Source organism: Variovorax paradoxus, from assembly GCF_024734665.1.
Classification (GTDB): Bacteria; Pseudomonadota; Gammaproteobacteria; order Burkholderiales; family Burkholderiaceae_C; genus Variovorax.
Window position 1 is genome coordinate 4,583,299 of record NZ_CP102931.1, and the last position, 24,089, is coordinate 4,607,387.

General features: G+C 67.1%; 30 protein-coding genes. 11 read left to right on the forward strand and 19 right to left on the reverse strand.

Annotated features, from left to right (window positions below; genetic code table 11):
• From gshA to NWF24_RS21660, 4 genes are all read right to left on the reverse strand, one after another.
• Complete coding sequence (gshA, locus tag NWF24_RS21645; RefSeq protein ID WP_258350327.1) at positions 1–1,557, reverse strand: glutamate--cysteine ligase; 1,557 nt, start codon at positions 1,555–1,557, stop codon at positions 1–3.
• Positions 1,558–1,722: 165 nt separating this feature from the next.
• A complete protein-coding gene (locus NWF24_RS21650) occupies positions 1,723–2,040 on the reverse strand; it encodes a putative quinol monooxygenase (protein ID WP_258350328.1) in 318 nt (105 codons plus the stop codon).
• A gap of 23 nt (positions 2,041–2,063) precedes the next feature.
• A complete protein-coding gene (locus tag NWF24_RS21655) occupies positions 2,064–2,726 on the reverse strand; it encodes an alpha/beta hydrolase (RefSeq protein ID WP_258350329.1) in 663 nt (220 codons plus the stop codon).
• 151 nt (positions 2,727–2,877) lie between these two features.
• Positions 2,878–3,870: a Bug family tripartite tricarboxylate transporter substrate binding protein gene (locus tag NWF24_RS21660; RefSeq protein WP_258350330.1), complete on the reverse strand. Its 993-nt coding sequence runs from the start codon at positions 3,868–3,870 to the stop codon at positions 2,878–2,880.
• A 211-nt stretch (positions 3,871–4,081) separates the two neighbouring features.
• On the opposite strand from NWF24_RS21660, the gene NWF24_RS21665 reads away from it, so the two are divergent.
• Positions 4,082–4,555: a Fur family transcriptional regulator gene (locus tag NWF24_RS21665; protein WP_258350331.1), complete on the forward strand. Its 474-nt coding sequence runs from the start codon at positions 4,082–4,084 to the stop codon at positions 4,553–4,555.
• A 7-nt stretch (positions 4,556–4,562) separates the two neighbouring features.
• On the opposite strand, the gene zigA is transcribed toward NWF24_RS21665, so the two are convergent.
• Entirely contained in the window at positions 4,563–5,756 is a 1,194-nt protein-coding gene (zigA, locus tag NWF24_RS21670; protein WP_258350332.1) for a zinc metallochaperone GTPase ZigA, read from the reverse strand.
• 134 nt (positions 5,757–5,890) lie between these two features.
• On the opposite strand from zigA, the gene NWF24_RS21675 reads away from it, so the two are divergent.
• On the forward strand, positions 5,891–6,454 hold the full coding sequence (locus NWF24_RS21675) for a GNAT family N-acetyltransferase (protein WP_258350333.1): 564 nt from the start codon (positions 5,891–5,893) through the stop codon (positions 6,452–6,454).
• Between the two features lie 2 nt (positions 6,455–6,456).
• Here the strand turns inward: NWF24_RS21675 and NWF24_RS21680 are convergent, their stop codons facing one another.
• A complete protein-coding gene (locus NWF24_RS21680; protein ID WP_258350334.1) occupies positions 6,457–7,353 on the reverse strand; it encodes an SDR family oxidoreductase in 897 nt (298 codons plus the stop codon).
• A gap of 54 nt (positions 7,354–7,407) precedes the next feature.
• Positions 7,408–8,283, reverse strand: a complete 876-nt coding sequence (locus NWF24_RS21685) for a helix-turn-helix domain-containing protein (protein ID WP_258350336.1) — start codon at positions 8,281–8,283, stop codon at positions 7,408–7,410.
• An 83-nt stretch (positions 8,284–8,366) separates the two neighbouring features.
• Between NWF24_RS21685 and NWF24_RS21690 the strand changes: the two genes are divergently transcribed.
• The gene (locus NWF24_RS21690; RefSeq protein WP_258350337.1) at positions 8,367–9,023 is read left to right on the forward strand and encodes a glutathione S-transferase; all 657 of its coding nucleotides are present in this window, start codon (positions 8,367–8,369) and stop codon (positions 9,021–9,023) included.
• On the opposite strand, the gene NWF24_RS21695 is transcribed toward NWF24_RS21690, so the two are convergent.
• A complete protein-coding gene (locus NWF24_RS21695) occupies positions 9,024–9,926 on the reverse strand; it encodes a LysR family transcriptional regulator (RefSeq protein WP_258350338.1) in 903 nt (300 codons plus the stop codon). It abuts the gene before it with no gap.
• A gap of 134 nt (positions 9,927–10,060) precedes the next feature.
• Here NWF24_RS21695 and NWF24_RS21700 point away from each other — a divergent pair, with 134 nt between their 5' ends.
• Positions 10,061–11,395 carry an MFS transporter gene (locus tag NWF24_RS21700; RefSeq protein ID WP_258350339.1) on the forward strand — a complete coding sequence of 445 codons (1,335 nt, stop codon included), beginning with the start codon at positions 10,061–10,063 and terminating at the stop codon, positions 11,393–11,395.
• 40 nt (positions 11,396–11,435) lie between these two features.
• Positions 11,436–12,542: a M14 family metallopeptidase gene (locus NWF24_RS21705; protein WP_258350340.1), complete on the forward strand. Its 1,107-nt coding sequence runs from the start codon at positions 11,436–11,438 to the stop codon at positions 12,540–12,542.
• A 4-nt stretch (positions 12,543–12,546) separates the two neighbouring features.
• On the opposite strand, the gene NWF24_RS21710 is transcribed toward NWF24_RS21705, so the two are convergent.
• The 3 genes from NWF24_RS21710 to NWF24_RS21720 form a co-directional block, all read right to left on the reverse strand.
• Entirely contained in the window at positions 12,547–13,344 is a 798-nt protein-coding gene (locus tag NWF24_RS21710) for an enoyl-CoA hydratase/isomerase family protein (RefSeq protein WP_258350341.1), read from the reverse strand.
• 15 nt (positions 13,345–13,359) lie between these two features.
• Positions 13,360–13,782, reverse strand: a complete 423-nt coding sequence (locus tag NWF24_RS21715) for a hypothetical protein (protein WP_093078907.1) — start codon at positions 13,780–13,782, stop codon at positions 13,360–13,362.
• A 63-nt stretch (positions 13,783–13,845) separates the two neighbouring features.
• Positions 13,846–14,118: a DUF2164 domain-containing protein gene (locus NWF24_RS21720; RefSeq protein ID WP_258350342.1), complete on the reverse strand. Its 273-nt coding sequence runs from the start codon at positions 14,116–14,118 to the stop codon at positions 13,846–13,848.
• Between the two features lie 104 nt (positions 14,119–14,222).
• Between NWF24_RS21720 and NWF24_RS21725 the strand changes: the two genes are divergently transcribed.
• Together NWF24_RS21725 and NWF24_RS21730 are read left to right on the forward strand one after the other, a co-directional pair.
• Positions 14,223–15,419, forward strand: coding sequence for a lactonase family protein (locus NWF24_RS21725; RefSeq protein WP_258350343.1), 1,197 nt, complete (start codon positions 14,223–14,225; stop codon positions 15,417–15,419).
• A 36-nt stretch (positions 15,420–15,455) separates the two neighbouring features.
• On the forward strand, positions 15,456–15,671 hold the full coding sequence (locus tag NWF24_RS21730) for a hypothetical protein (protein ID WP_258350344.1): 216 nt from the start codon (positions 15,456–15,458) through the stop codon (positions 15,669–15,671).
• 35 nt (positions 15,672–15,706) lie between these two features.
• On the opposite strand, the gene NWF24_RS21735 is transcribed toward NWF24_RS21730, so the two are convergent.
• From NWF24_RS21735 to NWF24_RS21745, 3 genes are all read right to left on the reverse strand, one after another.
• On the reverse strand, positions 15,707–16,615 hold the full coding sequence (locus NWF24_RS21735) for a DUF808 domain-containing protein (RefSeq protein WP_093078757.1): 909 nt from the start codon (positions 16,613–16,615) through the stop codon (positions 15,707–15,709).
• A gap of 75 nt (positions 16,616–16,690) precedes the next feature.
• Positions 16,691–17,377: a PepSY-associated TM helix domain-containing protein gene (locus NWF24_RS21740; protein WP_258350345.1), complete on the reverse strand. Its 687-nt coding sequence runs from the start codon at positions 17,375–17,377 to the stop codon at positions 16,691–16,693.
• Position 17,378: 1 nt separating this feature from the next.
• Positions 17,379–17,897, reverse strand: a complete 519-nt coding sequence (locus NWF24_RS21745) for a GNAT family N-acetyltransferase (protein ID WP_093059111.1) — start codon at positions 17,895–17,897, stop codon at positions 17,379–17,381.
• Positions 17,898–17,984: 87 nt separating this feature from the next.
• Between NWF24_RS21745 and NWF24_RS21750 the strand changes: the two genes are divergently transcribed.
• The 3 genes from NWF24_RS21750 to NWF24_RS21760 are packed head-to-tail and all read left to right on the forward strand — an operon-like array spanning position 17,985 to position 18,726.
• A complete protein-coding gene (locus NWF24_RS21750) occupies positions 17,985–18,134 on the forward strand; it encodes a hypothetical protein (RefSeq protein ID WP_013542593.1) in 150 nt (49 codons plus the stop codon).
• Positions 18,131–18,442 carry a VF530 family protein gene (locus NWF24_RS21755; protein WP_258350346.1) on the forward strand — a complete coding sequence of 104 codons (312 nt, stop codon included), beginning with the start codon at positions 18,131–18,133 and terminating at the stop codon, positions 18,440–18,442. Before NWF24_RS21750 ends, NWF24_RS21755 begins: the two co-directional genes overlap by 4 nt.
• On the forward strand, positions 18,439–18,726 hold the full coding sequence (locus tag NWF24_RS21760) for a 2Fe-2S iron-sulfur cluster-binding protein (RefSeq protein ID WP_258350347.1): 288 nt from the start codon (positions 18,439–18,441) through the stop codon (positions 18,724–18,726). The genes NWF24_RS21755 and NWF24_RS21760 overlap by 4 nt, the downstream gene beginning before the upstream one ends.
• Here NWF24_RS21760 and NWF24_RS21765 read toward each other — a convergent pair.
• Complete coding sequence (locus NWF24_RS21765) at positions 18,723–20,003, reverse strand: MFS transporter (protein ID WP_258350348.1); 1,281 nt, start codon at positions 20,001–20,003, stop codon at positions 18,723–18,725. The genes NWF24_RS21760 and NWF24_RS21765 overlap by 4 nt on opposite strands.
• A 95-nt stretch (positions 20,004–20,098) precedes the next feature.
• On the opposite strand from NWF24_RS21765, the gene NWF24_RS21770 reads away from it, so the two are divergent.
• Positions 20,099–20,773 carry an RluA family pseudouridine synthase gene (locus tag NWF24_RS21770; RefSeq protein ID WP_258350349.1) on the forward strand — a complete coding sequence of 225 codons (675 nt, stop codon included), beginning with the start codon at positions 20,099–20,101 and terminating at the stop codon, positions 20,771–20,773.
• Positions 20,774–20,789: 16 nt separating this feature from the next.
• On the opposite strand, the gene NWF24_RS21775 is transcribed toward NWF24_RS21770, so the two are convergent.
• The 4 genes from NWF24_RS21775 to egtD form a co-directional block, all read right to left on the reverse strand.
• Positions 20,790–21,230 (reverse strand): universal stress protein, encoded by a 441-nt coding sequence (locus tag NWF24_RS21775; protein ID WP_007833935.1) that lies wholly within the window; start codon positions 21,228–21,230, stop codon positions 20,790–20,792.
• Between the two features lie 128 nt (positions 21,231–21,358).
• Positions 21,359–22,117 carry a 2OG-Fe dioxygenase family protein gene (locus NWF24_RS21780; RefSeq protein WP_258350350.1) on the reverse strand — a complete coding sequence of 253 codons (759 nt, stop codon included), beginning with the start codon at positions 22,115–22,117 and terminating at the stop codon, positions 21,359–21,361.
• Complete coding sequence (locus tag NWF24_RS21785; RefSeq protein WP_093059105.1) at positions 22,114–22,398, reverse strand: DUF427 domain-containing protein; 285 nt, start codon at positions 22,396–22,398, stop codon at positions 22,114–22,116. Before NWF24_RS21785 ends, NWF24_RS21780 begins: the two co-directional genes overlap by 4 nt.
• A 708-nt stretch (positions 22,399–23,106) precedes the next feature.
• On the reverse strand, positions 23,107–24,003 hold the full coding sequence (gene egtD / locus NWF24_RS21790; RefSeq protein ID WP_258355334.1) for an L-histidine N(alpha)-methyltransferase: 897 nt from the start codon (positions 24,001–24,003) through the stop codon (positions 23,107–23,109).
• Positions 24,004–24,089: the final 86 nt, after the last annotated feature.

Here is a 24,089-nt window from a genome sequence, read left to right on the forward strand (position 1 = left end):
CTAGGCAGCGACCGCCATGCGGCCGCGCGCCATGCCCAGCCGCGCGGGCGAGACGTACTGCTCGCGGTAGATCTCGAAGGGCATGGTGTCGGCCGCCTCGATGCGCTTCTGCTCCTGGATCGACTCGGCCGTCATCTGCTCGAACTCGGCCTGTTGCGCGGCCGAGAACGGCAGGCCCAGCAGCGCGGCACGGGTCTGCTCCGACTGGGCACGCACGAAGCCGATGAAGGAGTTGCCGTGGTCTTTCTCGATGGCCGCGAGCACGCGGGCCGAGGGCAGGCTGTCGGGGTTCTGCAGCGCGGCCCTGGCAGCGCGCACTGCGTCGGCATGCGCCGTGCCGCTTAGTGCCGCGTCGAGCGCGGCGGCAATGGGCAGGCACTGCTCGACCAGCTCCAGGCCCCAGTCGGCCAGCGCCACTTCGCGTCCGTCGCGCTGCAGCTTCAGGCCCGGCTCGCGGCCGCGCGCGGCCGTGAGGTGCTGGTTGTGCGCGAGGTCGGCGATTTCCTGCGGCGTGTCGTCGGGGCTGTCGCTCAGCAGGCAGTGCAGCAGGAACACGTCGATGAAGCGCATGGTCTGCGCGTTGATGCCGACGGTCTCGAACGGGTCAAGGTCCATCAGGCGCACTTCGACGTACTCCACGCCGCGCTCGCGCAGCGCATGCAGCGGGCGCTCGCCGGGGTTGATCACGCGCTTGGGGCGGATGGTGCCGTAGAACTCGTTCTCGATCTGCAGCAGGCTGGTGCCCAGCTGGTTGTAGTCGCCGCCGAGGTTGCGGATGCCGATGGATTCGTACGCCGGCCACGGGCGCGTGAGCGCGTCCTGCAGCGAGGCGCCGTAGCCGTCGAGGCTGTTGTAGCTCACGGCCAGCGAGGCCTGCGCGTCACTCTGGTAGCCCAGGCGGCCCATGCGCAGCGAGGTGCCGTGCGGCATGAACATGCTGCCGTCGCCCAGCGGCTGCAGCTCGTGCGGTCGGCCCGCCACGAAGCTCGAACACAGGGCCGGCGAGGCGCCGAACAGGTACAGCAGCAAGAAGGCCTGGCGGCGGAAATTGCGGATCAGCGCGAAGTACTGTTCGCTCGACACGTCGGGCAGCGACCAGTTGTAGTGAATACCCGAGATGGTCTGCATGCGGCGGCCATAGCGGTGGCTCAGGCCCATGCGGTAGACGCTCTTGGCGCGGCCCACGTTCGAGGAGCCATAGCGGCCGATCGGAATGGTCTCGTCGGTCGGCAGGCCGCAGGGCATGCTCGACACCCACAGGCGCTCGTCGCCCAGGCCGTCGAGCACGCGGTAGGTGAACTGGTGCACCCGCGTGAGTTCTTCGAGCGCCGATTCGACGTTCGCGTGCACGCCCGTGATGAGTTCGAGCTGCGATTCGCTGAAGTCGGTCGTGATGTGCGGATGCGTGAGCGCGGAGCCCAGGGCCACGGGATGCGGCGTCAGCGCAAGCTTGCCGTCCGGCAGAGCGCGCAGGCTTTCCTTCTCGATGCCACGTCGCATGCCCTGGAGGCGTGCGGCTGAAAGTGCACCCAACCTCTCCTGCAATCTGTTGCTCATATTGTTATGACCCATCAATCTTCTGAGGGGCTGGAAGGTAGCACGGGCACGCGGGCATTGCTTGTGCAGGGAATCCCGAGGCTGGCTACCCTGTAGCTCGCTATTCTTTTGATAGCTGCCTGCATAGACGACGCGCCAGTGAATGGCCCCGATGGCTGGTGAATTTCAGGCCTTGGCGCGGCCGGCCGACAGGTCGATCTCGTCCGACTGGTAGACGTGGATCTCCGGCGTGCCGTCGGCCATGGCCGCCAGCGCCTTGCCGAAGGCGCGCGAGGCGTCCACGCGAAAGTGCGTCTGCAGCGCGGCCATGTCGCTCCAGCGCTCCACGAAGGTCAGGCGCAGCGGGTCCTGCACGTCGGTCGTGACTTCGTGCGAGATGCAGCCGGGTTCGGCGCGCGAGCGCAGCACGTGCTCGGTGCTGATGGCGAGCATGGCCTGCAGGGTGTCGGGCTTTGCCAGGGCATGTCCGATGACCAGGATCATTTTTTTGTCTCCTTCGACGAAGTTCAGCCGAGCACCCGCAGCAGAAAGCGGTTGAGGTCGGCGATTTCTTCCATGCACACCGAGTGCGCCATCGTGTATTCGTGCCACTCGACGGTATAGCCCAGAGCGGACAGCGCGTCGCGCGAGCGCATCGCGGCAGCAAGGGGCACCACGGGGTCTTGCCGGCCATGGGCGAGGAACACGGGTGTCTCGTGATTGGCCGCGTGACGTTCGGCCGCGGTGGTGGCCGCGATCGGCAGGTAGCCTGAGAGACCGACGATACCGGCCAACCGCTCGGTGTGGCGCAGGCCAGTCATCAGAGCCATCGCACAGCCTTGCGAGAAGCCGGCCACCACGATGCGCTCGGCGGCGATGCCGCGGGCTTTTTCACTGGCGATGATCGCTTCGATGCTCGCCTGCGAGCGGCGCAGGCCGGCCTCGTCTTCCTGTGCTGCCAGGTCGGGCAAGGCGATGTCGTACCAGGCTGGCATCTGGTAGCCGCCGTTGATGGTCACGGGAATGACCGGTGCATTGGGGAACACGAAGCGCACGGGGCCCACGGCCGAGAGCTCGAGTTCGTTGGCAATGGGCACGAAGTCGTTGCCGTCGGCGCCGAGGCCGTGCATCACGATCACCGTGGCGGTGGGGTTGGGGGCGGTTTCGATCTCGATGGGAGGACGGGACATGGTCGGGCAAAGGTATTCAGGAACGCAGATGACCGCACCTTAGCGCATCCGGGGCCTGCCCAAGGCACGGAAACGGCCGGTTGGCTGACTTGCACATCGTTGCGATGTGCCACCGTGCAGCTGCCTTGGCAGGCGACTGTTTGACTGTTTGTTACTCGGCCTTGATGCCCACGGCCTTCACGATCTGCGCATAGCGCTCGTATTCGGCCGCCACCTGCGTCTGGAATTGGCGTTGCGGATGGCCCGTGGCTTCGATGCCCTGCACCGCGAGTTCTGCACGGGCGGCCGGAGCCTGCACGATGCGCCCCGCCTCCGCCGCGATGGCGTCGAGTACCGGCTGCGGCGTTCGCGCCGGCGCGAACAGCCCGAACCATGTGCCCGAGCGGTAGCCCGCATAGCTTTCGCCCACGGTCGGCACTTCGGGCAGCAGCGCATGGCGCCTCTCGCCGCTGGTGCCCAGCGCCACCAGCCGGCCGCTGCGGATGTGCGGCAGCGCGGGGCCGACCGCGATGAACATCACGTCGACCTGCCCCGCGATCACGTCCTGCATGCCCAGCGGGCCGCCACGGTACGGGATGTGCGTGACGTAGATGCCGGCCTTCTGCTTCAGCAGCTCCATGCTCAACTGCTGCGGGCTGCCGTTGCCGGCCGAGGCGTAGTTGATGCGCCCAGGGTGGGCCTTGGCCGCACGAACGAAGTCGGCCACCGTGTGGAAGCCGGTCTTCGGGTTGGCGACCAGCACGAAGTCGATCTGCCCGAGCGATACCACCGGCACCAGGTCGCGCCGGGCGTCGTAGGGCAAGCCGGCTTGGATGTTGGGGAGGATGGTGATGGGGCCGTCCGCGCCCACCAGCAGTGAGTAGCCGTCGGGCTGCGCCTTGGCCAGCCCGTCGGCGGCCAGGATGCCGGCCGCGCCGGCGCGGTTGTCGACCACCACCGGCTGCTTCCATTGCTCCGACAGGCGCTGCGCCAGGTAGCGCGCCAGCACGTCGGGCGAACTGCCGGGTGTGTTCGCGACCGTGATGTGCACGGGCTTCGACGGATAGGCGGCCGCCGATTGCGCCTGCGCGGCCACGGTCAACGAAGCGCAGGCCCACAGGGCAAGGACCGGCTTGAGCAGCTTCGACAGGAAATGGGCACGCATGGCGAACTTTCGGTTGCAGGAGGCAAAGCGCGCGATTCTGTCGCGCCCTCGCCCGCAAGCGAACGACCCATTTGTCAGATGCTTAGGCTGGTTCCGGCATATGCAGCGCTCCCAGTTCGCCATCGCCTCGCCCCATCAGGCGGGCGATTCGACCCCTCTCTACCCCGTGCACCCCGGAATGCAACACAATGGCGTTTCGCAAGAAGACCGCATGAAGACAACGACCTCGCACCCGAAGCCCCCTCGCGCCGCCCCATTCGACAGCGAAGCGCTGCTGCGCGACAGCGGCCTGCGCGTGACCCGCGCCGCGCAGACCGTGCTCGAACTGATCGAACACAGCTCGCAACCCCTGACGCACGAGGAAGTCGCCTCGGCCTACACCACCGCCACCGGCGAAACGCCCGACCGCGTGACGGTCTACCGCGTGCTCGACCGGCTTGTCGAGGCCGGCCTGTGCGACCGCCGCGTGGGCCCCGACCGCGTCAACCGCTTCTCGCGCCATGTGGAGGCCGAGTCGGGCAACACCTTCGAATGCGACCAGTGCCACAAGGTGCTGGCGCTGCCTTCGGACCCGGAGCTGCCGAAGGTGATGGGCCGTCTTGGCCGTGCGCTGCGCAAGCAGGGCATCGACACCCGCCACACTGCGCTGACCCTTCACGGCACCTGCGGCGACTGCGCCCGCTAAGCTGTTCTCACACGTTCCACGAAGGGAACGGATCCGGAAAGTTCTGCCACCACGAGGCGCCGAAGCGCATCTCGTTTTCCGTGAGCAGGCACTCGTCGAGCCGGGCACGCAACGCGTCTTCATCCATGCCGATGCCGATCAGCACCAGTTCCTGCCGCGCATCGCCCGTGGCCGGGTCCCAGTTCTTGTGGATCAGTTCCAGCGCATCCGGCTCGGTCGGCCAGTGCTCGCGCGGCACGGCGGCCCACCAGAAGCCAGCCGCGCCATAGCGGCAGGCACCGCCGGCCTGCGACCACGAGCCCGCGCGCGTGGCACGGCTCGCGAGCCAGAAGAAGCCCTTGGAACGCACCACGCCTTCCCATTCGCTTTGCACCAGCTTCCAGAACCGCATCGGGTGAAACGGAATGCGCGAGCGGTAGACAAAGCTGCGAATGCCGTATTCCTCCGACTCGGGCACGTGCTCGCCGCGCAGTTCGGCCAGCCAGCCGGGCGCCTGCTCGGCCTGCTCGAAATCGAACAGGCCGGTGTCGAGCACGCGATCGAGCGCCACGCGGCCGAACTCAGACACCTCGATGCGGGCGCGTGGATTCAGGCTGCACAAGATGGCCATGAGCCGTTCGCGCTCCTCGGGCGTGACGAGGTCGGTCTTGTTGACCACCAGCACGTCGCAGAACTCGATCTGCTCGATCAGCAGGTCGACCACCGTGCGCGTGTCCTCGTCACCGAGCGACTGGCCGCGCTGGCCGAGGCTGTCGGGCGAGCCGTAGTCGCGCAGGAAGTTGAAGGCGTCGACCACCGTCACCATGGTGTCGAGCCGGGCCACATCGGCCAGGCTCTTGCCGTCTTCGCCGGCGAAGGTGAAGGTTTCGGCCACAGGCAGCGGCTCGGAGATGCCTGTGGACTCGATCACCAGTTGATCGAAGCGCCCTTCCTTCGCGAGCCGGTTGACCTCGATCAGCAGGTCTTCGCGCAGCGTGCAGCAGATGCAGCCGTTGCTCATCTCGACCAGCTTCTCGTCGGTGCGCGAGAGCTCGGCACCGCCGTCGCGCACGAGCGCAGCGTCGATGTTGACCTCGCTCATGTCATTGACGATGACTGCCACGCGGCGGCCCTCGCGGTTGTGCAGGATGTGGTTCAACAGCGTGGTCTTGCCGGCGCCGAGAAAGCCGGAGAGAACGGTAACGGGGAGGCGGTCAGCCATTGGGCAGGCTCCATATATGCAACATAATTGCATTATATGGATCAACGCAACCTTGTTGCGTTTTATGCCAACCCCTCCCCGGAGCCAGCCGTTCGCCTACCATCAGGAAGATGTCCTCGGAACCCTGCACGCCCTTGCAACTCGTCTGGCCTTCGCACGAACACCTCCCTGGCTACATCGCCGCGCTGGAACGCGGCTGGTCGCCCAACAACCTTCGGCCCGAAGCCGGCCAGGAAGAACTGGCGCAGATCCACGCCGACCCCGAACGCTTTCTGGCCAGCCTAGTCGACCCCGAAGCCAAGGGCCCGCCAGTCACGCTGCCCGGCGGAGGCACCGTGCCCCGCCTGCCAGGCTACCGGCGCTGGATGTGGGACGGCGAGTTCTGCGGCAGCATTCAGCTGCGCTGGCAGCCTGGCACCAACGCCCTGCCCATCTACTGCCTTGGCCACATCGGCTACGGCGTGGTCCCGTGGAAGAGCGGCCGGGGCTACGCCAAGGCTGCGCTGCGCGCGCTGCTGCCCGAGGCGCGCACCAGGGGCCTCGATCACGTTGAGATCACGACCAGCCCCGAAAACCTCGCCTCGCAGCAGGTGATCCGCGCCAACGGCGGCCTGCTGGTGGAAGAGTTCGTCAAGCTACCCGAGCTCGGCGGCACGCCTGAACTGCGCTTTCGCATCGACGTGCGGGAGCTCCGGTAGCGCTACATCTCGAAGGCCTCGACCTGCCTGCCGTCGATGTCGGTAAAGCCGTATTCGCGCGCTAGGTCGGCCACGCGCAGCACCTCGCCGCTCTTGTCCATCACCCGCGCATCGCCGGCCAGCGCCGCGATCGCCCGTCCCAGGTAGCGCGGCGACTCGGTGCGCGCCAGCGCGGGCCGCTCATGCCAGTGCGCCTCGTCGGTCTTGTGGCCGGCCAGCACGAACTCGGTGCGCATCCAGCCGGGGGACACGGCAATGGAAGCGACGCCGTGCGGCCTCAGGTCTTGCGCCATGCCGAAAGCCAGCCGGGTCATCGAGGCCTTGGCAAGGTCATAGAAGAGGTTGCCCCGCAGGTAGTTGCCGCGGTCCCAGAAGGTGGTGGTGGTGATCAGGCCCTTCTTTCGTCGCGCCATCAGCGGCGCAGCACATCGGCTGGCCACGAGGTGGTTGCGCACGCCGCGGTCGAACATCGAATCCCAGTTCGACAGCGGGTGCTCCCAGAAAGGCGCTTCGAACACGCCGTTGAAGGTCTCGTGGCCGCCCCATGCGTTGTTCACCAGCAGGTCGATGCGGCCTGCCTCGCGCTCCACGCGAGCGAAGAGCGCCGCCACTTCTTCTTCGCGGGTGTGGTCGCACTGCACGGCGATGCCGTGCCCGCCCATGCGGGTGAGTTCGTCTGCGGTGTCGTCGATGCTGCCGGGCACGGCCTGCATGTCGGACAAGGCCAGCAACTGGCCGTAGGTTTGCGCGGGCTGTTCGCGTGTGCTGCGCCCGGTGACGTACACCGTGGCTCCGGCGGCGCCCAGTTCCATCGCGATGCCGCGCCCGGCTCCCCGACTCGCGCCAGTCACCACCGCCACGCAGTCCTTCAACGGGCGCTGGGTTTTTTCGTTCTGCATGTTCGGTTGCTCCTTCGATCTGCCTGTGCAAGAGCCGACGAAGATAGTGCGCGCTCAACGCGCCGTCTTGGAAGAACCCGAAACGGCGTGCCCCATGAACTCGGTCGGCGTGACGCCGCAGAGCGCGCGGAACTCGTTGACCAGGTGCGACTGGTCGTAGAAGCCGCTCTCCAGCGCAACATCGGCCCACGCGGGCGACGACTGCATCCGCAGCGCGCGCAGACAACCATGCATGCGCGCGAGCCGGCTCCAGGCGCGCGGCGAAAGGCCCACGTGGGCATGAAAGAGCTGCTGCAGGCGCCGTTCGCCAACGCCGACGGCCGTTGCCACCTCGCGCAAGGAGCGACGCCCACCGGATGCGGCGATGAGTTGCGCAGCACGCATAGCGACAGCTGCGTTGCCTGCTGCGACGTCACTGTCGCGAAGCCGGCGTTGCAGAACGGCGTGCAACAGCGTCACTCGTGCTGCGTCGTTCGGCGCCTCGGCCATGCGCCCGAGCAGCTCGGTGCCTTCGCCATGCCACAGCGCATCGAGGTGCAAGGCGCTGCCGCCGATCTCGCCCACTGGCAACCCCAGCAGCGCAGCGGCGGCGCCAGGGCGCAGGGTGACGGAGAGCCCCTCTACCTTGCGCCGCATGCGCACCACCACAGGCGCCGCCGAGGCGCCAATGGCTTCCACCGCCAGCCCCTCACCTTCACCGGCGGAAGGCGCATCGCCGAGGTTGAACACCAGCCGCACCGCGCCATCGGGCAACACGCGCTCGCGCACCTCGTGGCCATTGGCAAAGGTCTCGCGGTACAGCAGGATGTGCGAGACATGCGCCCGCAGCGCCGCCCCCACGGGAAACGCGCGCAACGTACCGGCCGGCACGCCCGATTCCGGCCCGTGCAACGGGTCGTCGTCGAGGCGCAGGAAGAGGCGTTCGGCCATGGCCGCCCATTGTGATGAAAACCCCGCCCGGGAGCGAGCCGGCCACGGTCGCGGAAAATCGGCCGCTTCGCCTGCACACACGAATGCCCGCCACCGCCCTCCCCGTCCTCTATTCGTTCCGCCGCTGCCCCTATGCGATGCGGGCCCGGCTCGCACTGGTCGCGAGCGGCCAGCACTGCGAGCTGCGCGAGGTGGTGCTGAAGAACAAGCCGGCCGAGATGCTGGCGGCCTCACCCAAGGGCACGGTGCCCGTGCTGCTGACCGAAGACGGCACGGTGCTGGAGCAGAGCCTCGACGTGATGCTCTGGGCCCTGCAGCGCAACGATCCGCTGCGCTGGCTGCAGCCCGACGCGGGCACGCTGCAGGACATGCTCACGCTGGTCGCCGCCTGCGACGACGACTTCAAGCCCCAGCTCGACCGTTACAAGTACCCCGACCGGCATGCCGATGGCGGCGAACCCGCACGTGAGCGTGGCGCCCGGTTCCTGCGCGACCTCGAAGCCAGGCTGTCGGCTTCGCCCTACCTGACCGGAGCGCACGCCACACTGGCCGATGCCGCCGTCATGCCCTTCGTGCGCCAGTTCGCGATGGTCGAGCCCGCATGGTTCGATGCACAGCCCTGGCCGCGCCTGCAAACGTGGCTGTCTGGCTGGACCGCCTCCGGCCTGTTCGAGCGCGCCATGTACAAGTACACGCCGTGGAAGGCCGGCGATGCCGGCGTCAGCTTTCCGCCGCTATAGCTAGCCGCTCATCGCCACTGCCGAGGCCCGCTGGATGCATTCGACGAAGTGCTGCGCGGCCGGCGTCAGCAGTTGCCCCCGGCGCTTGATGACGCTGACGCTCAGCATGGGCAGCTCTTCCTCGATCTCCACGCGCCGGATGCCGTGGCGCTTGAAGGTCAGCGTTGCCAGCGGCTCCACGAACAGGCCGACCAGGTCCATCTGCCCGACCAGCGCCAGCGCCACCGTGACCGACTGCCCCTGGATCACCCGCGCCGGCGGCGGCAGGCCCAGCGGCAGCAGCGGCGACACGGCCTCGCGGCCGCTGAAATGGTCGTCGCCCGGAAGAATCCACTCGGCCTTGTAGAGCTCGCGGATCGAGCGGCTCGCGCGCAGCGGATGACGCTCACGCAGTCCCACCACCAGCCTCACCGGAAAGAGCTCCATTGCCTCGAACTGCGGATCGAGCCGGCCCGGCACCACGTGCGCCACCGCAAAGTCGAGCGAGCCCTCGCGCAGGCGCCCCAGCATCCAGGGCAGCACCGTTTCGCTGAACTGCACGTCGACTGCCGGCAGACGCGCGTGGAAGTCCTTGAACGCGGCCGGCAGCACCGTGAGCGCGAACGAGGTGCTGACGGCCAGCGAGACCTTGCCCGTGAGCCCGTCGCGGATCTGCGCGATCTCCTCGCGTGCGCGCTGCATGTCGGCCAGCAGCAGCCGCGCGCGCGGCGCAAAGGCCTTGCCGAACTCGGTGAGCCGCACGCCCTTGACGCTGCGCTCTACCAACGGCGCGCCGACTTCGCGTTCGAGCTCGCGCACGATCTTCGTCACGGCCGGCTGCGAAATGCCCAGCACGCGGGCCGCAGCGCGAATGCTCATCTGCTCGACCACCGCCACGAAGGCGTGCAACTGATTGGGTTTCATGACAACCAAAAGTTATCTTTGACGCCCAATTATTGTCTTTTCATGACAGCAGTGAGTCTCTAGCATCCGGCGCGGTCAGTGCGTAGATACCTTCGACCGACATCCTCGAAAAGCAAAGCCAACACTGGAGAGACATGAGCACCCCAAGCAAGCAGCCCTCGCCGTCCTCATCCCCCGCTCGCCCGGCGCGCAGGCGCCAGACCATCGTGGCCACCACCATCGGCAACGGGCTGGAGTTCTTCGACTTCACCGTCTACGGCTTTCTGGCATTGGTGATCGGCAAGCTGTTCTTCCCGACCTTCAATTCGTACGGACAGCTGCTGCTGACGGTGGCCAGCTTCGGCGTGGGCTTCATCATGCGGCCGCTGGGCGGCATCGTGATCGGCGCGTATGCCGACCGCGCGGGCCGCAAGAAGGCCATGACGCTCACGATCTTCCTGATGGCGCTGGGCTGCGCGTTGATCGCCTTCACGCCCACGTATGCGGCCATCGGCGTGGCGGCGCCCGTCGTCATCGTGCTGGCGCGGCTCATCCAGGGCTTCTCGGCCGGCGGCGAAGTGGGTGCATCGACCACGCTGCTGGTCGAGCACGCCACGCCGTCCAACCGCGGCTACATGGCGAGCTGGCAGTTCGCGAGCCAGGGCCTGGGCGTGATGCTCGGTGCTGTCGTGGTGGGCCTGCTGACCTTCACGCTGTCGACGGAATCGATGCAGAGCTGGGGCTGGCGCGTGCCCTTCATCATCGGCATGCTGATTGCGCCGGTGGGCATGTACATCCGCCGCCACCTGGAAGAGTCGCTGCACATCTCGCCGGAAGCCGCCGCTGCACCGCGCGAGAGCAGCCTGAAGATCGTCTGCACGCAGCACGGCAAGACGGTGCTGGCCGCGATTCTTTCGCTGGTGGGCGGCACCACGGCCGCATATGTCGTCACGTTCTACATGCCGACGTATGCCGTGCGCGAGCTTGGCTTCACGCCATCGGTAGCGCTGTTTGGCGCCGCGCTCACCGGGCTGATCTCGTTCGCCTTCGCGCCCTTTGTCGGCAAGCTGTCGGACGTGGTGGGCCGCAAGCCGCTCATCGTCTGGAGCCGCATCGCGCTGGCGATCCTGATCTACCCGGGCTTCCTGTGGCTCAACGCCTCGCCTACGCCGACGGTGCTGTTCGTCGTGCTCGGCGTGTTCAGCTTCGGCCTGGTGGTGCAGACGGTGCCCGGCATCACGATGCTGCCGGAGATGTTTCCGAAGGCGGTGCGCGCCAGCGGCATGTCGCTGGTGTACAGCGTGGGCGTGGCGCTGTTCGGCGGCTTCGCGCCCTTCATCAGCACCTGGCTGCTCAACGCCACGGGCAGCAAGCTCGCACCGGCCTGGTACCTTGTGGCGATGACGGTGGTCTCGCTGATCGGCCTGCTCTGGCTGCGCGACCATACGGGCCGCGACATCGATGCCGTGGGCGCCCACGCAACGGCCTGACGACTTTCCTCACCATTCCACGCACAGGAGCCCCCACCTCATGCCGACAACACAACGCTCCGCCGCCACGCGGTATTTCTCGGGCACGTATGCAGAAGCCCGCGCCAAGTTTCTCGAGGCAGCTGCGCAGCGCGGCGCGGCCGTCGAATCGTTCGTGCTCGAAGCGCACCGCGGCGCGCTCGGCGAAGAGCTCGCCACCGACGTTGCGCTGATCGGCGCCATCGACGCGAAGAAGCTGCTGCTCGTGACCTCGGGCACGCACGGCCCCGAAGGCTTCTGCGGCTCGGGCACGCAGATCGCCACGCTCAACGATGCCGATCTGCTCTCGCGGCTGGAGAAGGCGGGCGTCGCGCTGCTGCTGGTGCATGCCATCAACCCGCATGGCTTTTCGCACCTGCACCGCACGAACGAAGACAACATCGACCTGAACCGCAACCACATCGACTTCAACGCGGCGCTGCCGGTGAACGCCGAGTACGCGGATGTCGAACCACTCGTGCTGCCTGCAACCTGGCCGCCGACACCCGCCGACGAAGCGGCCGTGGCCGCCTACGTCCAGCAGCACGGCATGACCGCCTTCCGCGCGGCCGTGACCAAGGGCCAGTACACCTCGCCCGACGGCCTGTTCTACGGCGGCACCGCACCCTCGTGGAGCAACGGAACCATCCGCAAGATCCTGCGCAAGTACGCTGCATCGGCCACCCACATCGGCTGGATCGACGTGCACACCGGCCTCGGCCCCTACGGCCATGGCGAGAAGATCTACCCGGGTCGCAACACGCCCGAAGACCTCGCGCTGGCTCATGCGTGGTGGGGCGCCGACGTGTTCGCGCCGTTTGCGGGCGACTCGGCCTCGGCCGACGTTTCGGGCCCTGTGATCTCGACCGCGTACGACGAATGCCCGAACGCCAAGATCGCGCCGATGGGCCTGGAGTTCGGCACGCTGCCCGACCTCGAAGTGCTGACCCGCCTGCGCGCCGACACCTGGCTGCGCCGCCACCCGGAGGCACCGGAAGCGCAGAAGCGCGAGATCCGCGCACAGCTGCGCGACGCGTTCTACTGCGACAACGAGGAGTGGAAGGGAATGATCCTCGGGCAGACCCGCGTCGTGCTGCTGCAGACGCTCCAAGGCCTTCGCAAGGCCTGATCGCTCAGTCGAACTTGGGCGCGCGCCGTTCGCGCAGCGAGGCAATGCCCTCGCGCACGTCGGCGCCCGCAAAGCCCATGAATTCGAGCGCCAGCGAGGCGTCGAAAGTCGGGCCGGCCTGGCGCAGCCAGTTGTTCAGCGCGTACTTGGTGAGGCGAATGGCGCTCTGGCTGCCGGCCGCCAGCCGGTCGGCCACATCGTAGGCACGCGGCAGCAGGTCGGCCTCTTCCACCGCAAGCGACACGAGGCCGATGCGCTCGGCCTCCTCGCCGCTCACCGGCTCGCACAGCAGCAGGTGGTACTTGGCCTTGGCCATGCCGCACAGCAACGGCCAGACGATGGCCGCGTGGTCGCCTGCCGCCACGCCCAGTCGCGTATGGCCGTCGACGATTTTCGCGTTCTTCGTGGCGATGGAGATGTCGGCCAGCAGCCCCGCCACCAGCCCCGCGCCCACGGCCGGGCCGTGCATGGCGCTCACGATGGGCTTGTCGCAATTGATGATGTTGTAGACGAGGTCGCGCGCCTCGCGCCACACGCGCTGGCGCACCGCGTCGTCGGTGGTCATGTCCTGCACCATCGCGAGGTCGCCGCCACCCGAGAAGCCCTGGCCCTCGCCCCGTAGCACGGCGCAGCGCACCGTGTCGTCGGCAGACACGTCGCGCCAGATCTCGGCGAGTTCGCGGTGGCCGTCATGGCCCGCCGTGGGCAGTTTGCCGTTGGAGGCCCGCATCTGGATGTCGAGCACCGCGCCATTTGCACCGCGGCGCGCTATGGCGAGGGTCTGGTAGCGGGCGTAGTCCATGGCGGGTGTCTCTTTCTATTTTTTCGCGGCCACTTCGCGGCAGCGCTGCACGTTGGTATCGAAGCGCGAGGCCAGTCCGGGCTCGCATTCGTCGGATGGCGTGAGCTTGCACATGCCGACGACCACGTAGTCCATGACCGCCGACGTGCACATCGGGTAGGCCGCGAGATCGGGGTTGGCCTTGACCTTGAAGCCCCAGCGTTCGGAGAACTGCACCGTGCGGATCATCGCGCCGTGGAAAAAGCTGCGATCCTTGGCGGCAATGGCTGCCTCCATGCGGGGCAATTCCTCGTTCAGGTAGCCGACCGAATCCAGCGGGAAGCCGGACGGGTCCTGCTGCGCGGTGGCCATCGATGCGGCAACAACCAATGGCAAGGCAGCCAGGATGCGCAGGACGGGAGAAAGCGAGGGGCGGAGGGGCGTGCGTGGAAGGTGCATGGCTTCGAATTTTGCAACGTTTTGAAGCACTTTTGAAATCGCCGCGGTGCGCCCGCGCCACACCTACTTGCCCTTCTTCTGCTTGTCGAACTTGCGCCAGTACTGGAATTCGTCCTCGTGCACCTCCAGGTCGATCTCCGAAATGCGCGACTGCAGGCGCTCCTGCACCTCGGCCACCGCCTTGTTGAAGACCAGTGGACCGATCTCTTCGAGGAAGAAGCCGAGCAGCGCCCCCGCCGCGATGTTGCCGATCGGCTCTTCCATGTTCTCGCGGAAATAGCGCTCGATGGACGTGATGGCCTGCTGGCGCGCTTCCTTCGGTATCTCGATGGTCATGGCGGGGTCTCAGGGGTTGGGTCGATCGATTGTGCCGGGCACGGGGCCTGGCGACGAAGCTGCCGCTACCATGCGCGCACACAACTACACCGGAGACACACACCATGCAGTTCCGCCCCGCCGCACTCGCGGCCCTGGCCCTGGCAGCCCTTGCCGCTCTCCCCGGCTGCACGAACCTGACCCCCACCGTGCCTCAGCGCCAGCTGATGCTGGTCGCCAACGACGAGAAGCAGTCGTGGAACGACGCCGGCGTCGTGATCCTTAGCCCCATGGGGCGCGACACCGTGCAGGTGCTCGACATCGGCACCGACCCGCTGGCCCCCAAGGTCGTCGGCACGCTGCAGTTGGACAACACCATCGCCGGCCCGCCGACCAACCTCGCGATCACGCCCGGCGAAACGCTGGCGCTGGTCGCCAACTCGCTCAACGTGGTCGAGGAGAACGGCGCACGCAAGCAGGCGCCCGACAACCGCCTCTTCGTGATCGACCTGACCACCACGCCGCCCAAGCTGCTCGACACCCTGCAGGTCGGCAAACAGCCCTCGGGCCTGTCGATCAACCGCACGGGCGACCTCGCACTGGTGGCCAACCGCGCCGACAACTCGGTGAGCGTGCTGCGCATCTCGGGCAAGAAGGTGACACTGATCGACACCGTGGCCATGGGCGATTCGGTGGCGCACGTGCGCTTCACGCCCGACGGCAAGCGCGCATTGGCGGCCAAGTTTCCGAGCCACAAGATCGCGTTGCTCGACGTGAACGGCGAGAAGGTCAGCTACAACAAGGTCGACCTCGCAGCGGGCCTGTGGCCCTACAACGTCGACGTGACGCCCGACGGCAAGCTCGCGCTCACGGCCGACAACGGCAACTCGGGCGCATCCGACGGCCAGGTCGACACCGTGAGCGTGATCGACCTCGAAGCCGCGCCGCCGCGCGTGGTCGACAAGGTGGTGGTCGGCGACGGCCCCGAAGGCCTGGCGGTTAGCCCGACCGGCAGGCACGCGGTGGCGGTGATCCTGCGCGGCAGCAATTCTTCGAAGAGCGCCTACTTTTACAACCGCAACGGTTCGGTGGTGCTGCTGAAGATCGACGGCAAGAAAGTCACGCGCGCCAACGAGGTGGTGGTGCGCGGCCTGCCCGAAGGCGCGGTGTGGAGCGCAGATGGCAAGTACCTGTACGTAGGCAACTTCATCGACCAGGACATCACGATCCTGCGGCTCGATGGCGACACGCTGGTGCCCACGGGCAAGTCGTTCCCTCTGCAGGGTCATCCAGCCGCGATGCGCGGGACAATGACGCACTGATCGATCCACTCTCCCCCGAACCCGAACGAAGAAGCCATGGCGCAGCAACCCAAACGACAACTCCGCACGCTCGAACGCGGCATCCTCTGCCTCGTGATCGGCGCCGCTGTTCTGCTGGGGCCGCGCTTTCTCCAGGGCACGCGCTGGTTCGAGATGGTCGCTGGTGCCTACCTGGTCGGCTGGTTCGCGCTGGTGCTGGGCGTGGCGCTGATCGTGGTCGAGCTGGTGAAGCGCGGCAAGACGCGCCAATAAAAAAACCCGTCTCGCGGCGGGTTTCAGCAGCAGGCTCAGGCCTTCTTGCCGCGCAACTTTCCGACCAGTTCCACCACGACCAGCACGATGGCGCCGGCCACGATGCCCACGCCGGCATTCACGCCCATCGAGCCCAGCGTGCCGAACACGCCGCCCGTGGCCGCGGCCCAGCCCTCGACCGCATGGCCCAGCGCCGGCACGCCGTGCACCAGGATGCCGCCGCCCACAAGGAACATCGCGGCCGTGCCGGCCACCGACAGCGCCTTCATGAGCCACGGCGCCGTGGCCAGGATGCCGCGGCCCAAGGCCCGCGCGCCTGCGCTGGCGCGCTGGCTCAGATAGAGGCCCGCGTCGTCGAGCTTCACGATGCCGGCCACCAGGCCGTACACGCCGATGGTCATGATCAGCGCAATGCCGACCAGCACGCTCAGCTGTGTCGTGAAAGGCTGGCCCTGCACTGTGCCCAGCGTGATGGCGATGATTTCGGCCGAGAGGATGAAGTCGGTGCGCACGGCGCCCTTGATCTTGTCCTTCTCCATGGCCACCACGTCGACCGATTCGTCGGCCACGGCCTTTTCGTGGCGCTCGGTGTCGGCGTCGTGCTCCTTCTTGTGCAGGAACTTGTGCGCGAGTTTCTCGGCGCCTTCGAAGCAGAGAAAAGCGCCGCCGACCATCAGCAGCGGCGTTACCAGCCAGGGCAACCAGGTGCCGATGGCCAGCGCCGCGGGCACGAGGATGGCCTTGTTGACGAACGAGCCCTTGCACACGGCCCACACCACCGGAATCTCGCGATCGGCCTTGACGCCGGACACCTGCTGCGCATTGAGCGCAAGGTCGTCGCCCAGCACGCCGGCCGTCTTCTTGGCAGCCACTTTGGTGAGGATCGACACGTCGTCGAGAACGGTCGCGATGTCGTCGAGCAGCAGGAGCAGGCTGGTGGCCATGGGCAGGATTCGGACTGAAAAAGAAGCGGCGAGCTTATCCGCAGCCGCCAACCGCCCCGGCAATAACCGTACGAATCAAAGAGCGCTGAGCGCAATGGCCAGCACCGCGGCGAGCGATGCGCCGAACAGCGCCAGCCCCACGCGGCGGCGGCGGTGCGTGAGCATCCACAGCGCCATGCCCGACATCGACAGGAAGATCAGGCTGCCGGCCAGCGTGTCGACCAGCAGGATCCAGGGCAGCGGCATGCCGCCGCCCTTGTGCATGTTGGTGAGCGTGGCGACAAAGCCGTTGTGCGTGGTGGTGACGCCCACCGAGCGGTTGCCCTGCCAGTACTCGACCTGCACGATCTCGTTGGGGCCGCCGAAGTTGAACACCCAGCGCGCGGGCTGCGTGAGCACGGGAGCGCTCTTGTCGCTCTTGTCGGCCCAGGCGACGGGCTTGGCGGGCTCGATGCGGCGGGAGTTGGGCGGGCCGCTCATGCGCAGCGCACCCTGCAGCCACTGGCTCATGGCCTCGGGCGTTTCCGGCGCAGGGTCGGGCAGCACCAGCTGGGCGCGCGTGCGCTCCTGGGCCTGCGGCAGCTTCAGCACGTCTCGGTGGTTGAGCCAGATGCCGCTGAAACCGAACAGCAGCCCCAGCACCGCGCCCCAGAGGCCGAACCAGCCGTGGTGGGTGCGGCGGATCCACTGCACGGCGGTCGTGCGGCGCTGGTGCGAGCGCACGCGCGCGGCGTGGCCGAGGGCGGTGCTGCCGGAGTCCATGTCAGGAAACGTCGCGCTTCAGGCGGATTTCCTCGACGCGCACGGTGCCGAAGGCGGTGGTCTTGGCGGTCTTCATCTCGCGCTTGAAGCCCGCGAGTTCGTGGAAGCGCATGGCGCGGTCGTTGCGGATCGGCACCCAGATGGTGACCGTGGTGCAGCCCTCTTCTTCCAGGCCTTCGCGCGCGGCATCCCAGAGGGCCACGCCCACGCCCTTGTCCCAGTGCTCGGGCTTGACGTAGATGGCCCAGATTTCGCCGGTGGTGGGCGGGGTCTTGGGGTCGCGCGAACGGTCGAAGCCGACGAAGCCGACGATTTCGCTGCCCAGCACGGCCACGCGCACCTGCGGCTCGCTGTATTCGATGGCTTCGCGCCACTTGGCTTCGCGGGTGGCCGGGGCCAGGGCGCGCAGCTCTTCCTCGGGAAGGATGCCTTCGTAGGCGGCCTTGGCGGCGAGGGAATGGATTTCGGCGACGGCCTTGGCGTCGCGCAGGGTGGCGGGGCGAACTTCGTAATCTGACATGAATGCGGGGAAATCAATGGAACCGCGTATTGTCGCCGCACCGCTAAACTGCTTGCCGCATCCGTCGTAACAACAGGAGAAATCGACATGGCCAAGAGTCAGCAACGCAGCACCAAGGAAGCGAAGAAACCGAAGAAGGACACCTCGCCGCCCAAGCCTGTGGGCACTGGCGGCATCGAGCCCGTTCGCACGATCACGACGGCGGTCATTCCCCGCGGCAAGCTCAAGAACAAGTGACGAACGACGCTCCAGCGCCCGCCCCGGCCGCCCCCGCGGCCGCAAAGGCCCAGCCGCGCAACCCGCTGCATGGGGTCACGCTGGAGGCCATCGTCACCGCGCTGGCCGACTACTACGGGTGGGAGCACCTGAGCGAGCTCGTTCCCATCCGTTGCTTCACGCTCGACCCGAGCGTGAGCTCGAGCCTCAAGTTCCTGCGCAAGACGCCGTGGGCGCGCGAGAAGGTCGAGAGCCTTTACCTCTTCATGCTGCGCGAGCAACGCCGCGAGCAGCAGCAACAACAGCAAAGCCAGCCACCGCAGCCATGAAGGTCCGACTCGAGCCCTCGGGCCTCGACTTCGAGACCGATGCAGGCACCACGCTCCTGAAAGCCGCCGAGGCCGCCGGCATCGAGTTGCCGAGCTCGTGCCGCAACGGCACCTGCCGCACCTGCATCTGCCAGCGGCTGTCCGGCGAAACCCGCCACATCATCGAATGGCCCGGCCTGAGCGCCGATGAAAAAGCCGAAGGCTGGATCCTGCCCTGCGTGGCGCAGGCGCTGGGCGACATCACGCTCGACACGCCGGGCGCGCGCGCCCTGTTCGCAGACTAGGACTTGACCAGCGGCCTGACGGAAGGCGCCGCCACCACCAGCCGGTCTCGCTGCGCGAGCGACGGGAACAGCCTGAACCAGGTCAGCGCGACCAGCATCGTCCCCACGCCGCCCACCACCACCGAGCCGACCGGCCCCAGCAGCGCCGCCGTGGCGCCCGACTCGAATTCGCCGAGCTGGTTGCTCGCGCCGATGAAGATCGAATTGACCGCACTCACCCGCCCGCGCATGGCATCGGGCGTTTCGAGTTGCACCAGCGTCTGGCGGATCACCACATTGACCATGTCGGCGCCGCCCGAAACCGCCAGCGCGATCAGCGAGACAACAAAGCTCTTCGAAATGCCGAACACCACCATGCACAGCCCGAAGAGCCCGATGGCCAGCAGCAGCGTGCGCCCCACGCGGCGCTCGACCGGCCGGCGCGTGAGCGCAATGGACATCACCAGCGCCCCCACCGCCGGCGCGCCGCGCAGCAGGCCGAGCCCCCAGGGCCCGGTGTGCAGGATGTCCTTGGCATAGATCGGCAGCAGCGCCACCGCGCCGCCCAGCAGCACCGCGAACAGATCGAGCGAGACCGCGCCGAGCACGGGCTTGCGCTTCCAGATGAAATCGACGCCCGCGAACACGGTGGCCAGCGTGACCGGCTCGCGCGCGGCCGGCGTGTAGGCGTAGCGAAGCCGCAGCACCAGTGCGCAGGCGACGACAAAGAAGGCCACGCTGGCGCCGTAGACCACCGCCATGCCCGCCACGAACAGCAGCCCACCGAGGGCAGGCCCGCCGATGATCGCGCCCTGCATGCCCGCCGAACTGAAGGCCATCGCGCGCGACAACATGGTGGGCGGCACCAGCAGCGGCGTCAGCGCCTGCTGCGCCGGCATCTGGAAAGCCCGCACAGCGCCCAACACCAGGGACAGGCCCAGCAGCAGGCTGCGCGAATCATGCTTTTCCAGCACCGCCAGCAGCAGCACGAGCGCCACCAGCCCCTGCACCGCGAAACAGGCCGCCACGATGCGCCCGCGATGGTGGCGGTCGACGATGTGGCCGGCCAGCAGCGCCAGCAGCAGCGCGGGCACGAACTGGTAGAGACCCACGAGGCCCAGGTCCCAGGCGCTGCTGGTGAGCTCGTACATGTGCCAGCCGATGGCCACCAGCAGCATCTGCGAGGCGGCAGTACCGAACAGCCGCGCCGTCCACATCTGCATGAACGGGCGTTCGCGCGTCAGGTCGGAAAAGCTGGGGGGAGAAGAGGAAACGGAGGCTGGGGCGGGGCCGGACATCCGCTCAAGGATAGCCGAGGCCGGATGAGCGGGGCATGAGGGGCCTGGAACGCGGGAACGGGCCACCATCGTGCTCTCTACACTCTGCGGCATCCATGACGACCGCGCCGCCGCTCCTGCAACCCGTTCACGAAGATCCGCACCTGCTGGTGCTCGACAAGCCAGCCGGCCTGCTCTGCGTGCCCGGCCGCGGCGAGGACAAGCAGGACTGCCTGAGCGCACGCGCCATGCGGCAGTGGCCCGACGCGCTGATCGTGCACCGGCTCGACATGGCCACGAGCGGGCTGGTGGTGATGGCGCGCGGCATCGAAATGCAGCGTGCGCTGAGCGCGGCCTTTGCCGAGCGCCGGGTGCACAAGCGCTATGAAGCTATCGTCGATGGCGCGATGCCGGTGCGGGAAGACTGGTCACTGATCGACGCGCCGCTGATGGCCGACTGGCCGCGCAGGCCGCTGCAGAAGATCGACCCTGCGGGCAAGCCCAGCATCACTCGGTGGAAGGCGATTTCATTGCTGCCGGGAGTACGGCCTGGGGAGCCCGCCGCCACGCATGTGCTGCTGGAACCGCTGACCGGCCGTTCGCATCAGTTGCGCGTACACCTGCTGTCGATCGGGCATCCGATTCTTGGCGATGCGCTGTATGGCGATGCTGCCCTGCAGGCACGTGCGCCACGGCTGCTGTTGCATGCGAGCGAGCTGGGGTTCGTGCACCCGGTGACGCAGCAGGAGCTTTACTTCAAACGGTCGCCCGATTTCGTCGTCGTTTCCTGACCAATCAGTCAGCCAGTCAGCCGCCCTTGACGACCAGCACGGGCATGTTGGCGTCCTGCAGCACGCGCTGCGTCACGCTGCCCAGCAGCAGTTTTTCGATGCCGCTGCGGCCGTGCGAGCCCATCACGATCAGGTCGGCCGCGATGGCGATGGCCGTATCGACGATGCCTTCGTGCACCACGTGGCCGTCGATCACGCGCTGGTCGCTGTGCAGTCCTTCGGCCGCCAGGGCGGCCACGCCGCGTGCGAGCGCCGCGTTGGCGCTGGCCGTGGCTGCTGCGAGGTATTCGTTCTGGCCAAGCGCATAGTCCGCGCCCACGCCGATGAAGGGGTAGTTGTCGATCACGTGAATGAGCGTGATGCGGCTACCGAAAGCCAGCGCGAGGCCGCTGGCCTTGCTGACGGCGAGCATGGAAGTTTCGGAGCCGTCGATCGGAACCAGGATGTGATTGAACATGGCGGGACCTCGCTTTCGTTCGCAGACAGACACGGCCCACATGGAGCCGGGCCCCGAATTTAACCGCTGTTCCGCGGACGGACTGTAGGACTCGTGCCAGCGACGGCGCACTGCCCCGCCGCGCGGCTTCAGTCCCCCTGGAAACCCTTGGCGCGGCAGGTGATCACGAGCGTGTCGCGCCAGCCTTCGCCGCCCTCTTCCAGCGGCTGGATCGGCGTCGATTCGTGGATCACGCGCGCATCGTCGAGCACGAGCAGGCTCCACGGCTCGGTCATGGTGAAGCGCTCGCCGCGACGGCCGTTGGCTTCGAACACGCGCGTCTCGCCGCCCTTGATGCCGTGCCGGCCAACCAGTGCCACGGCCACGAGATCCACGCCATCACGGTGCGCGCCCTCGGGCGTCGGGCGGCCGATGCCACCGGCGGTGTCGATGCGGAACTGGTGCGCTTCCACGTACCAGCGTTGCGGCGCACCGCCACGCATGTCGCTGCTGGCCTTGCCGAGCTGCTGCAGCAGCCGCTGCCATACGGGCTGTGCCACGGTGGCCTCGAGCATCGGCGCGAACCAGCGCTGCATGCCGCCGTGCAGGGCGTTGTATTCGACCGGCTGCCAGTGCGCGCGGTGCGGCACCTGCGCCGGCGTGGCATGGTCGTCGGCTTCGACGGTGAAGCAGGCATGGCGCCGCGTGCGGTAGCGGCCGCCGTCCTTCAGGTATTCGTCGGGCGGGAGATCGTTCCAGTCTGCGTGCAGTGCATTCAGCTGCGCGAGCGGAACACCAAGCCATTCGCTGACGCCCTGCGGACTGAGCACTGCATAGCCTTGATCGCGCAATGCGGCAGGCAGCTCGGCGGGGGCGATGAACGGGGGAGTGAAAGCGGCCGTGGTCACTGCGCGCTGACCTTCACGTCCTTCCAGAACGCGACGCGGTCGCGGATCTCTTCGGCTTCGGGCTTCGGGTCGGCGTAGTACCAGGCGGCGTCGGTGTTGAGTTCGCCGTTGACCAGCAGCGAGTAGTAGCTTGCGGTGCCCTTCCAGGGGCAGGTGGTCTTGTGATTGCTGAAGGTGACTGCGTCGCGATTGAGCGAACTCATCGGGAAATAGTGGTTGCCTTCGACGAGCACGGTGTCGTCGCTTTCGGCGATGGTGACGCCGTTCCAGGTTGCTTTCATGGTCTTGGTCTCCAGGGGGAGGGTTGCGGGCGCTGGCCGTTGCGCTGCCGCACGGGGCTTGGGTATTGTGCCGTTGCTTGGCACTGCCGCTTTCTTCGTTGCTGTATCTACCCTGTTGGGGGGTTTGTTTTCTGGGGCCGGGTCTCGGCCCGGCGGCCGACTCACTTTCTTTTGCTTCGCCAAAAGAAAGTAAGCAAAGAAAAGGCGACCCTGCTGTCTGCGTCCCTTCGCTTCGCTGCGGGCAACCTGCGGTGCTCGACTCCGGAGGGGGTCCGCAGAACTCGCTTCGCTCAGACAGCTGCGGCCCTGATCCCTCCTGCGTCTGCGCTCCTCGGCGCAGCCAGAAGGGAGTTGGGAACCCAGCAGGCCATCGCTGCGCTCGGCCTTCGAACAGCCAACAGCCAAACTCAACCACTGCAGGCGCTACGCGCCTGCAGTGGCCCCGAGGCCGAGCGAAGCAAAGGCCCGTGTTGTCTCCACCTCACCTCTGGCTGCGCCGAGGAGCGGAGCGTTTCGCGGATCAGGGCCGCAGCTGTTTGAGCGAAGCGAGTTCTGCGGACCCCGCGAAACGCGAGCACCGCAGGTTGCCCCGTAGCGCAGCGAAGGGGTCGCAGACAGTGGGGTCGCCTTTTCTTTGGCTACTTTCTTTTGGCGAAGCAAAAGAAAGTAGCTCGCCCGCCGGGGCGAGTCCCGGCCTCGAAAGCCAAACTAGGCAGCCAGCCAGTGCACGCTAAAGAGCTTCTCAGGATCCGTCCAAACCGCAGCAGGACGAAACCCGGCACGAACAGCCAAAGCCCGCAACCCCTCAACAGTGAACTTATGCGAGTACTCAGTATGAATAGTCTCGCCCTCCTCAAACCCAAACCGTTCCCCATTCAACGAAACGCTCTGAGCCCGCCGGCTGACAAGATGCATCTCGATCCTCTGCCGAGGCGCGTTATAGAACGCCGCATGCGCAAACCCGTCGACATCGAAGTCCGCATCCAGCTCAGCATTAGCCCGACGCAGCAGATTGAGATTGAACTCCCCCGTCACTCCTTGAGCATCGTTGTAGGCCGCGTGCAACCGCCCCGGATCCTTCACCAGATCCACCCCAATCAGCAGCCCACCCCCACGCAACATCCGAGCAGCCAGCTGCAAAAACGCCAGCGCCTCCTCAGGCTCGAAATTCCCGATCGTCGACCCCGGAAAAAACCCGACTCGCCGCCCCGAACCAGCCATAGGCGCAGGCAACACCAGAGGCATCGTGTAATCCGCAGCAATAGGCTGCACCACCAGCTTCGGATAGTCCGCCTTCAACCGCTCAGCCGCAGCCTCCAGATACTCCCCGGAGATGTCGATGGGCAGATAGCGCTTCGGCGCCTGCAGCGCATCGAGCAGCAGCCGCACCTTCGTGAGCGACCCCGCTCCGAACTCCACGATCTCCGCGTTCGGCCCGATCTGCTCGGCGATCTCCCCGGCGCATTCGCCAAGAATGCGCAGCTCGGTGCGCGTCGGGTAGTACTCCGGCAGCTCGCAGATACGGTCGAACAGCTGTGACCCTGCTGCGTCGTAGAAAAACTTCGGCGAGATGCTGCGTGGCGAGCGCGCAAGTCCCGCCTGCATCTCGCGCCCGAACTCGGACAACGGCGTGGAGACCGCTGGAGAAGAAGAAACACGCGGCGTCGCGGCAGGTGCGAACGACAGCGACG

Bases quoted from the DNA above. Each gene is read 5' to 3' on its own strand.
- NWF24_RS21740 (WP_258350345.1), bottom strand. From the start codon at position 17,377: ATGGACTCCGGCAGCACCGCCCTCGGCCACGCCGCGCGCGTGCGCTCG.
- NWF24_RS21700 (WP_258350339.1), top strand. From the start codon at position 10,061: ATGAGCACCCCAAGCAAGCAGCCCTCGCCGTCCTCATCCCCCGCTCGC.
- NWF24_RS21775 (WP_007833935.1), bottom strand. From the start codon at position 21,230: ATGTTCAATCACATCCTGGTTCCGATCGACGGCTCCGAAACTTCCATG.
- gshA (WP_258350327.1), bottom strand. From the start codon at position 1,557: ATGAGCAACAGATTGCAGGAGAGGTTGGGTGCACTTTCAGCCGCACGC.
- NWF24_RS21720 (WP_258350342.1), bottom strand. From the start codon at position 14,118: ATGACCATCGAGATACCGAAGGAAGCGCGCCAGCAGGCCATCACGTCC.
- NWF24_RS21725 (WP_258350343.1), top strand. From the start codon at position 14,223: ATGCAGTTCCGCCCCGCCGCACTCGCGGCCCTGGCCCTGGCAGCCCTT.
- NWF24_RS21690 (WP_258350337.1), top strand. From the start codon at position 8,367: ATGCCCGCCACCGCCCTCCCCGTCCTCTATTCGTTCCGCCGCTGCCCC.
- NWF24_RS21710 (WP_258350341.1), bottom strand. From the start codon at position 13,344: ATGGACTACGCCCGCTACCAGACCCTCGCCATAGCGCGCCGCGGTGCA.
- NWF24_RS21685 (WP_258350336.1), bottom strand. From the start codon at position 8,283: ATGGCCGAACGCCTCTTCCTGCGCCTCGACGACGACCCGTTGCACGGG.
- NWF24_RS21695 (WP_258350338.1), bottom strand. From the start codon at position 9,926: ATGAAACCCAATCAGTTGCACGCCTTCGTGGCGGTGGTCGAGCAGATG.
- NWF24_RS21730 (WP_258350344.1), top strand. From the start codon at position 15,456: ATGGCGCAGCAACCCAAACGACAACTCCGCACGCTCGAACGCGGCATC.
- NWF24_RS21745 (WP_093059111.1), bottom strand. From the start codon at position 17,897: ATGTCAGATTACGAAGTTCGCCCCGCCACCCTGCGCGACGCCAAGGCC.
- NWF24_RS21660 (WP_258350330.1), bottom strand. From the start codon at position 3,870: ATGCGTGCCCATTTCCTGTCGAAGCTGCTCAAGCCGGTCCTTGCCCTG.
- NWF24_RS21760 (WP_258350347.1), top strand. From the start codon at position 18,439: ATGAAGGTCCGACTCGAGCCCTCGGGCCTCGACTTCGAGACCGATGCA.
- NWF24_RS21750 (WP_013542593.1), top strand. From the start codon at position 17,985: ATGGCCAAGAGTCAGCAACGCAGCACCAAGGAAGCGAAGAAACCGAAG.
- egtD (WP_258355334.1), bottom strand. From the start codon at position 24,003: ATGCAGGCGGGACTTGCGCGCTCGCCACGCAGCATCTCGCCGAAGTTT.
- NWF24_RS21665 (WP_258350331.1), top strand. From the start codon at position 4,082: ATGAAGACAACGACCTCGCACCCGAAGCCCCCTCGCGCCGCCCCATTC.
- zigA (WP_258350332.1), bottom strand. From the start codon at position 5,756: ATGGCTGACCGCCTCCCCGTTACCGTTCTCTCCGGCTTTCTCGGCGCC.
- NWF24_RS21765 (WP_258350348.1), bottom strand. From the start codon at position 20,003: ATGTCCGGCCCCGCCCCAGCCTCCGTTTCCTCTTCTCCCCCCAGCTTT.
- NWF24_RS21785 (WP_093059105.1), bottom strand. From the start codon at position 22,398: ATGAAAGCAACCTGGAACGGCGTCACCATCGCCGAAAGCGACGACACC.
- NWF24_RS21655 (WP_258350329.1), bottom strand. From the start codon at position 2,726: ATGTCCCGTCCTCCCATCGAGATCGAAACCGCCCCCAACCCCACCGCC.
- NWF24_RS21770 (WP_258350349.1), top strand. From the start codon at position 20,099: ATGACGACCGCGCCGCCGCTCCTGCAACCCGTTCACGAAGATCCGCAC.
- NWF24_RS21650 (WP_258350328.1), bottom strand. From the start codon at position 2,040: ATGATCCTGGTCATCGGACATGCCCTGGCAAAGCCCGACACCCTGCAG.
- NWF24_RS21715 (WP_093078907.1), bottom strand. From the start codon at position 13,782: ATGCACCTTCCACGCACGCCCCTCCGCCCCTCGCTTTCTCCCGTCCTG.
- NWF24_RS21705 (WP_258350340.1), top strand. From the start codon at position 11,436: ATGCCGACAACACAACGCTCCGCCGCCACGCGGTATTTCTCGGGCACG.
- NWF24_RS21680 (WP_258350334.1), bottom strand. From the start codon at position 7,353: ATGCAGAACGAAAAAACCCAGCGCCCGTTGAAGGACTGCGTGGCGGTG.
- NWF24_RS21735 (WP_093078757.1), bottom strand. From the start codon at position 16,615: ATGGCCACCAGCCTGCTCCTGCTGCTCGACGACATCGCGACCGTTCTC.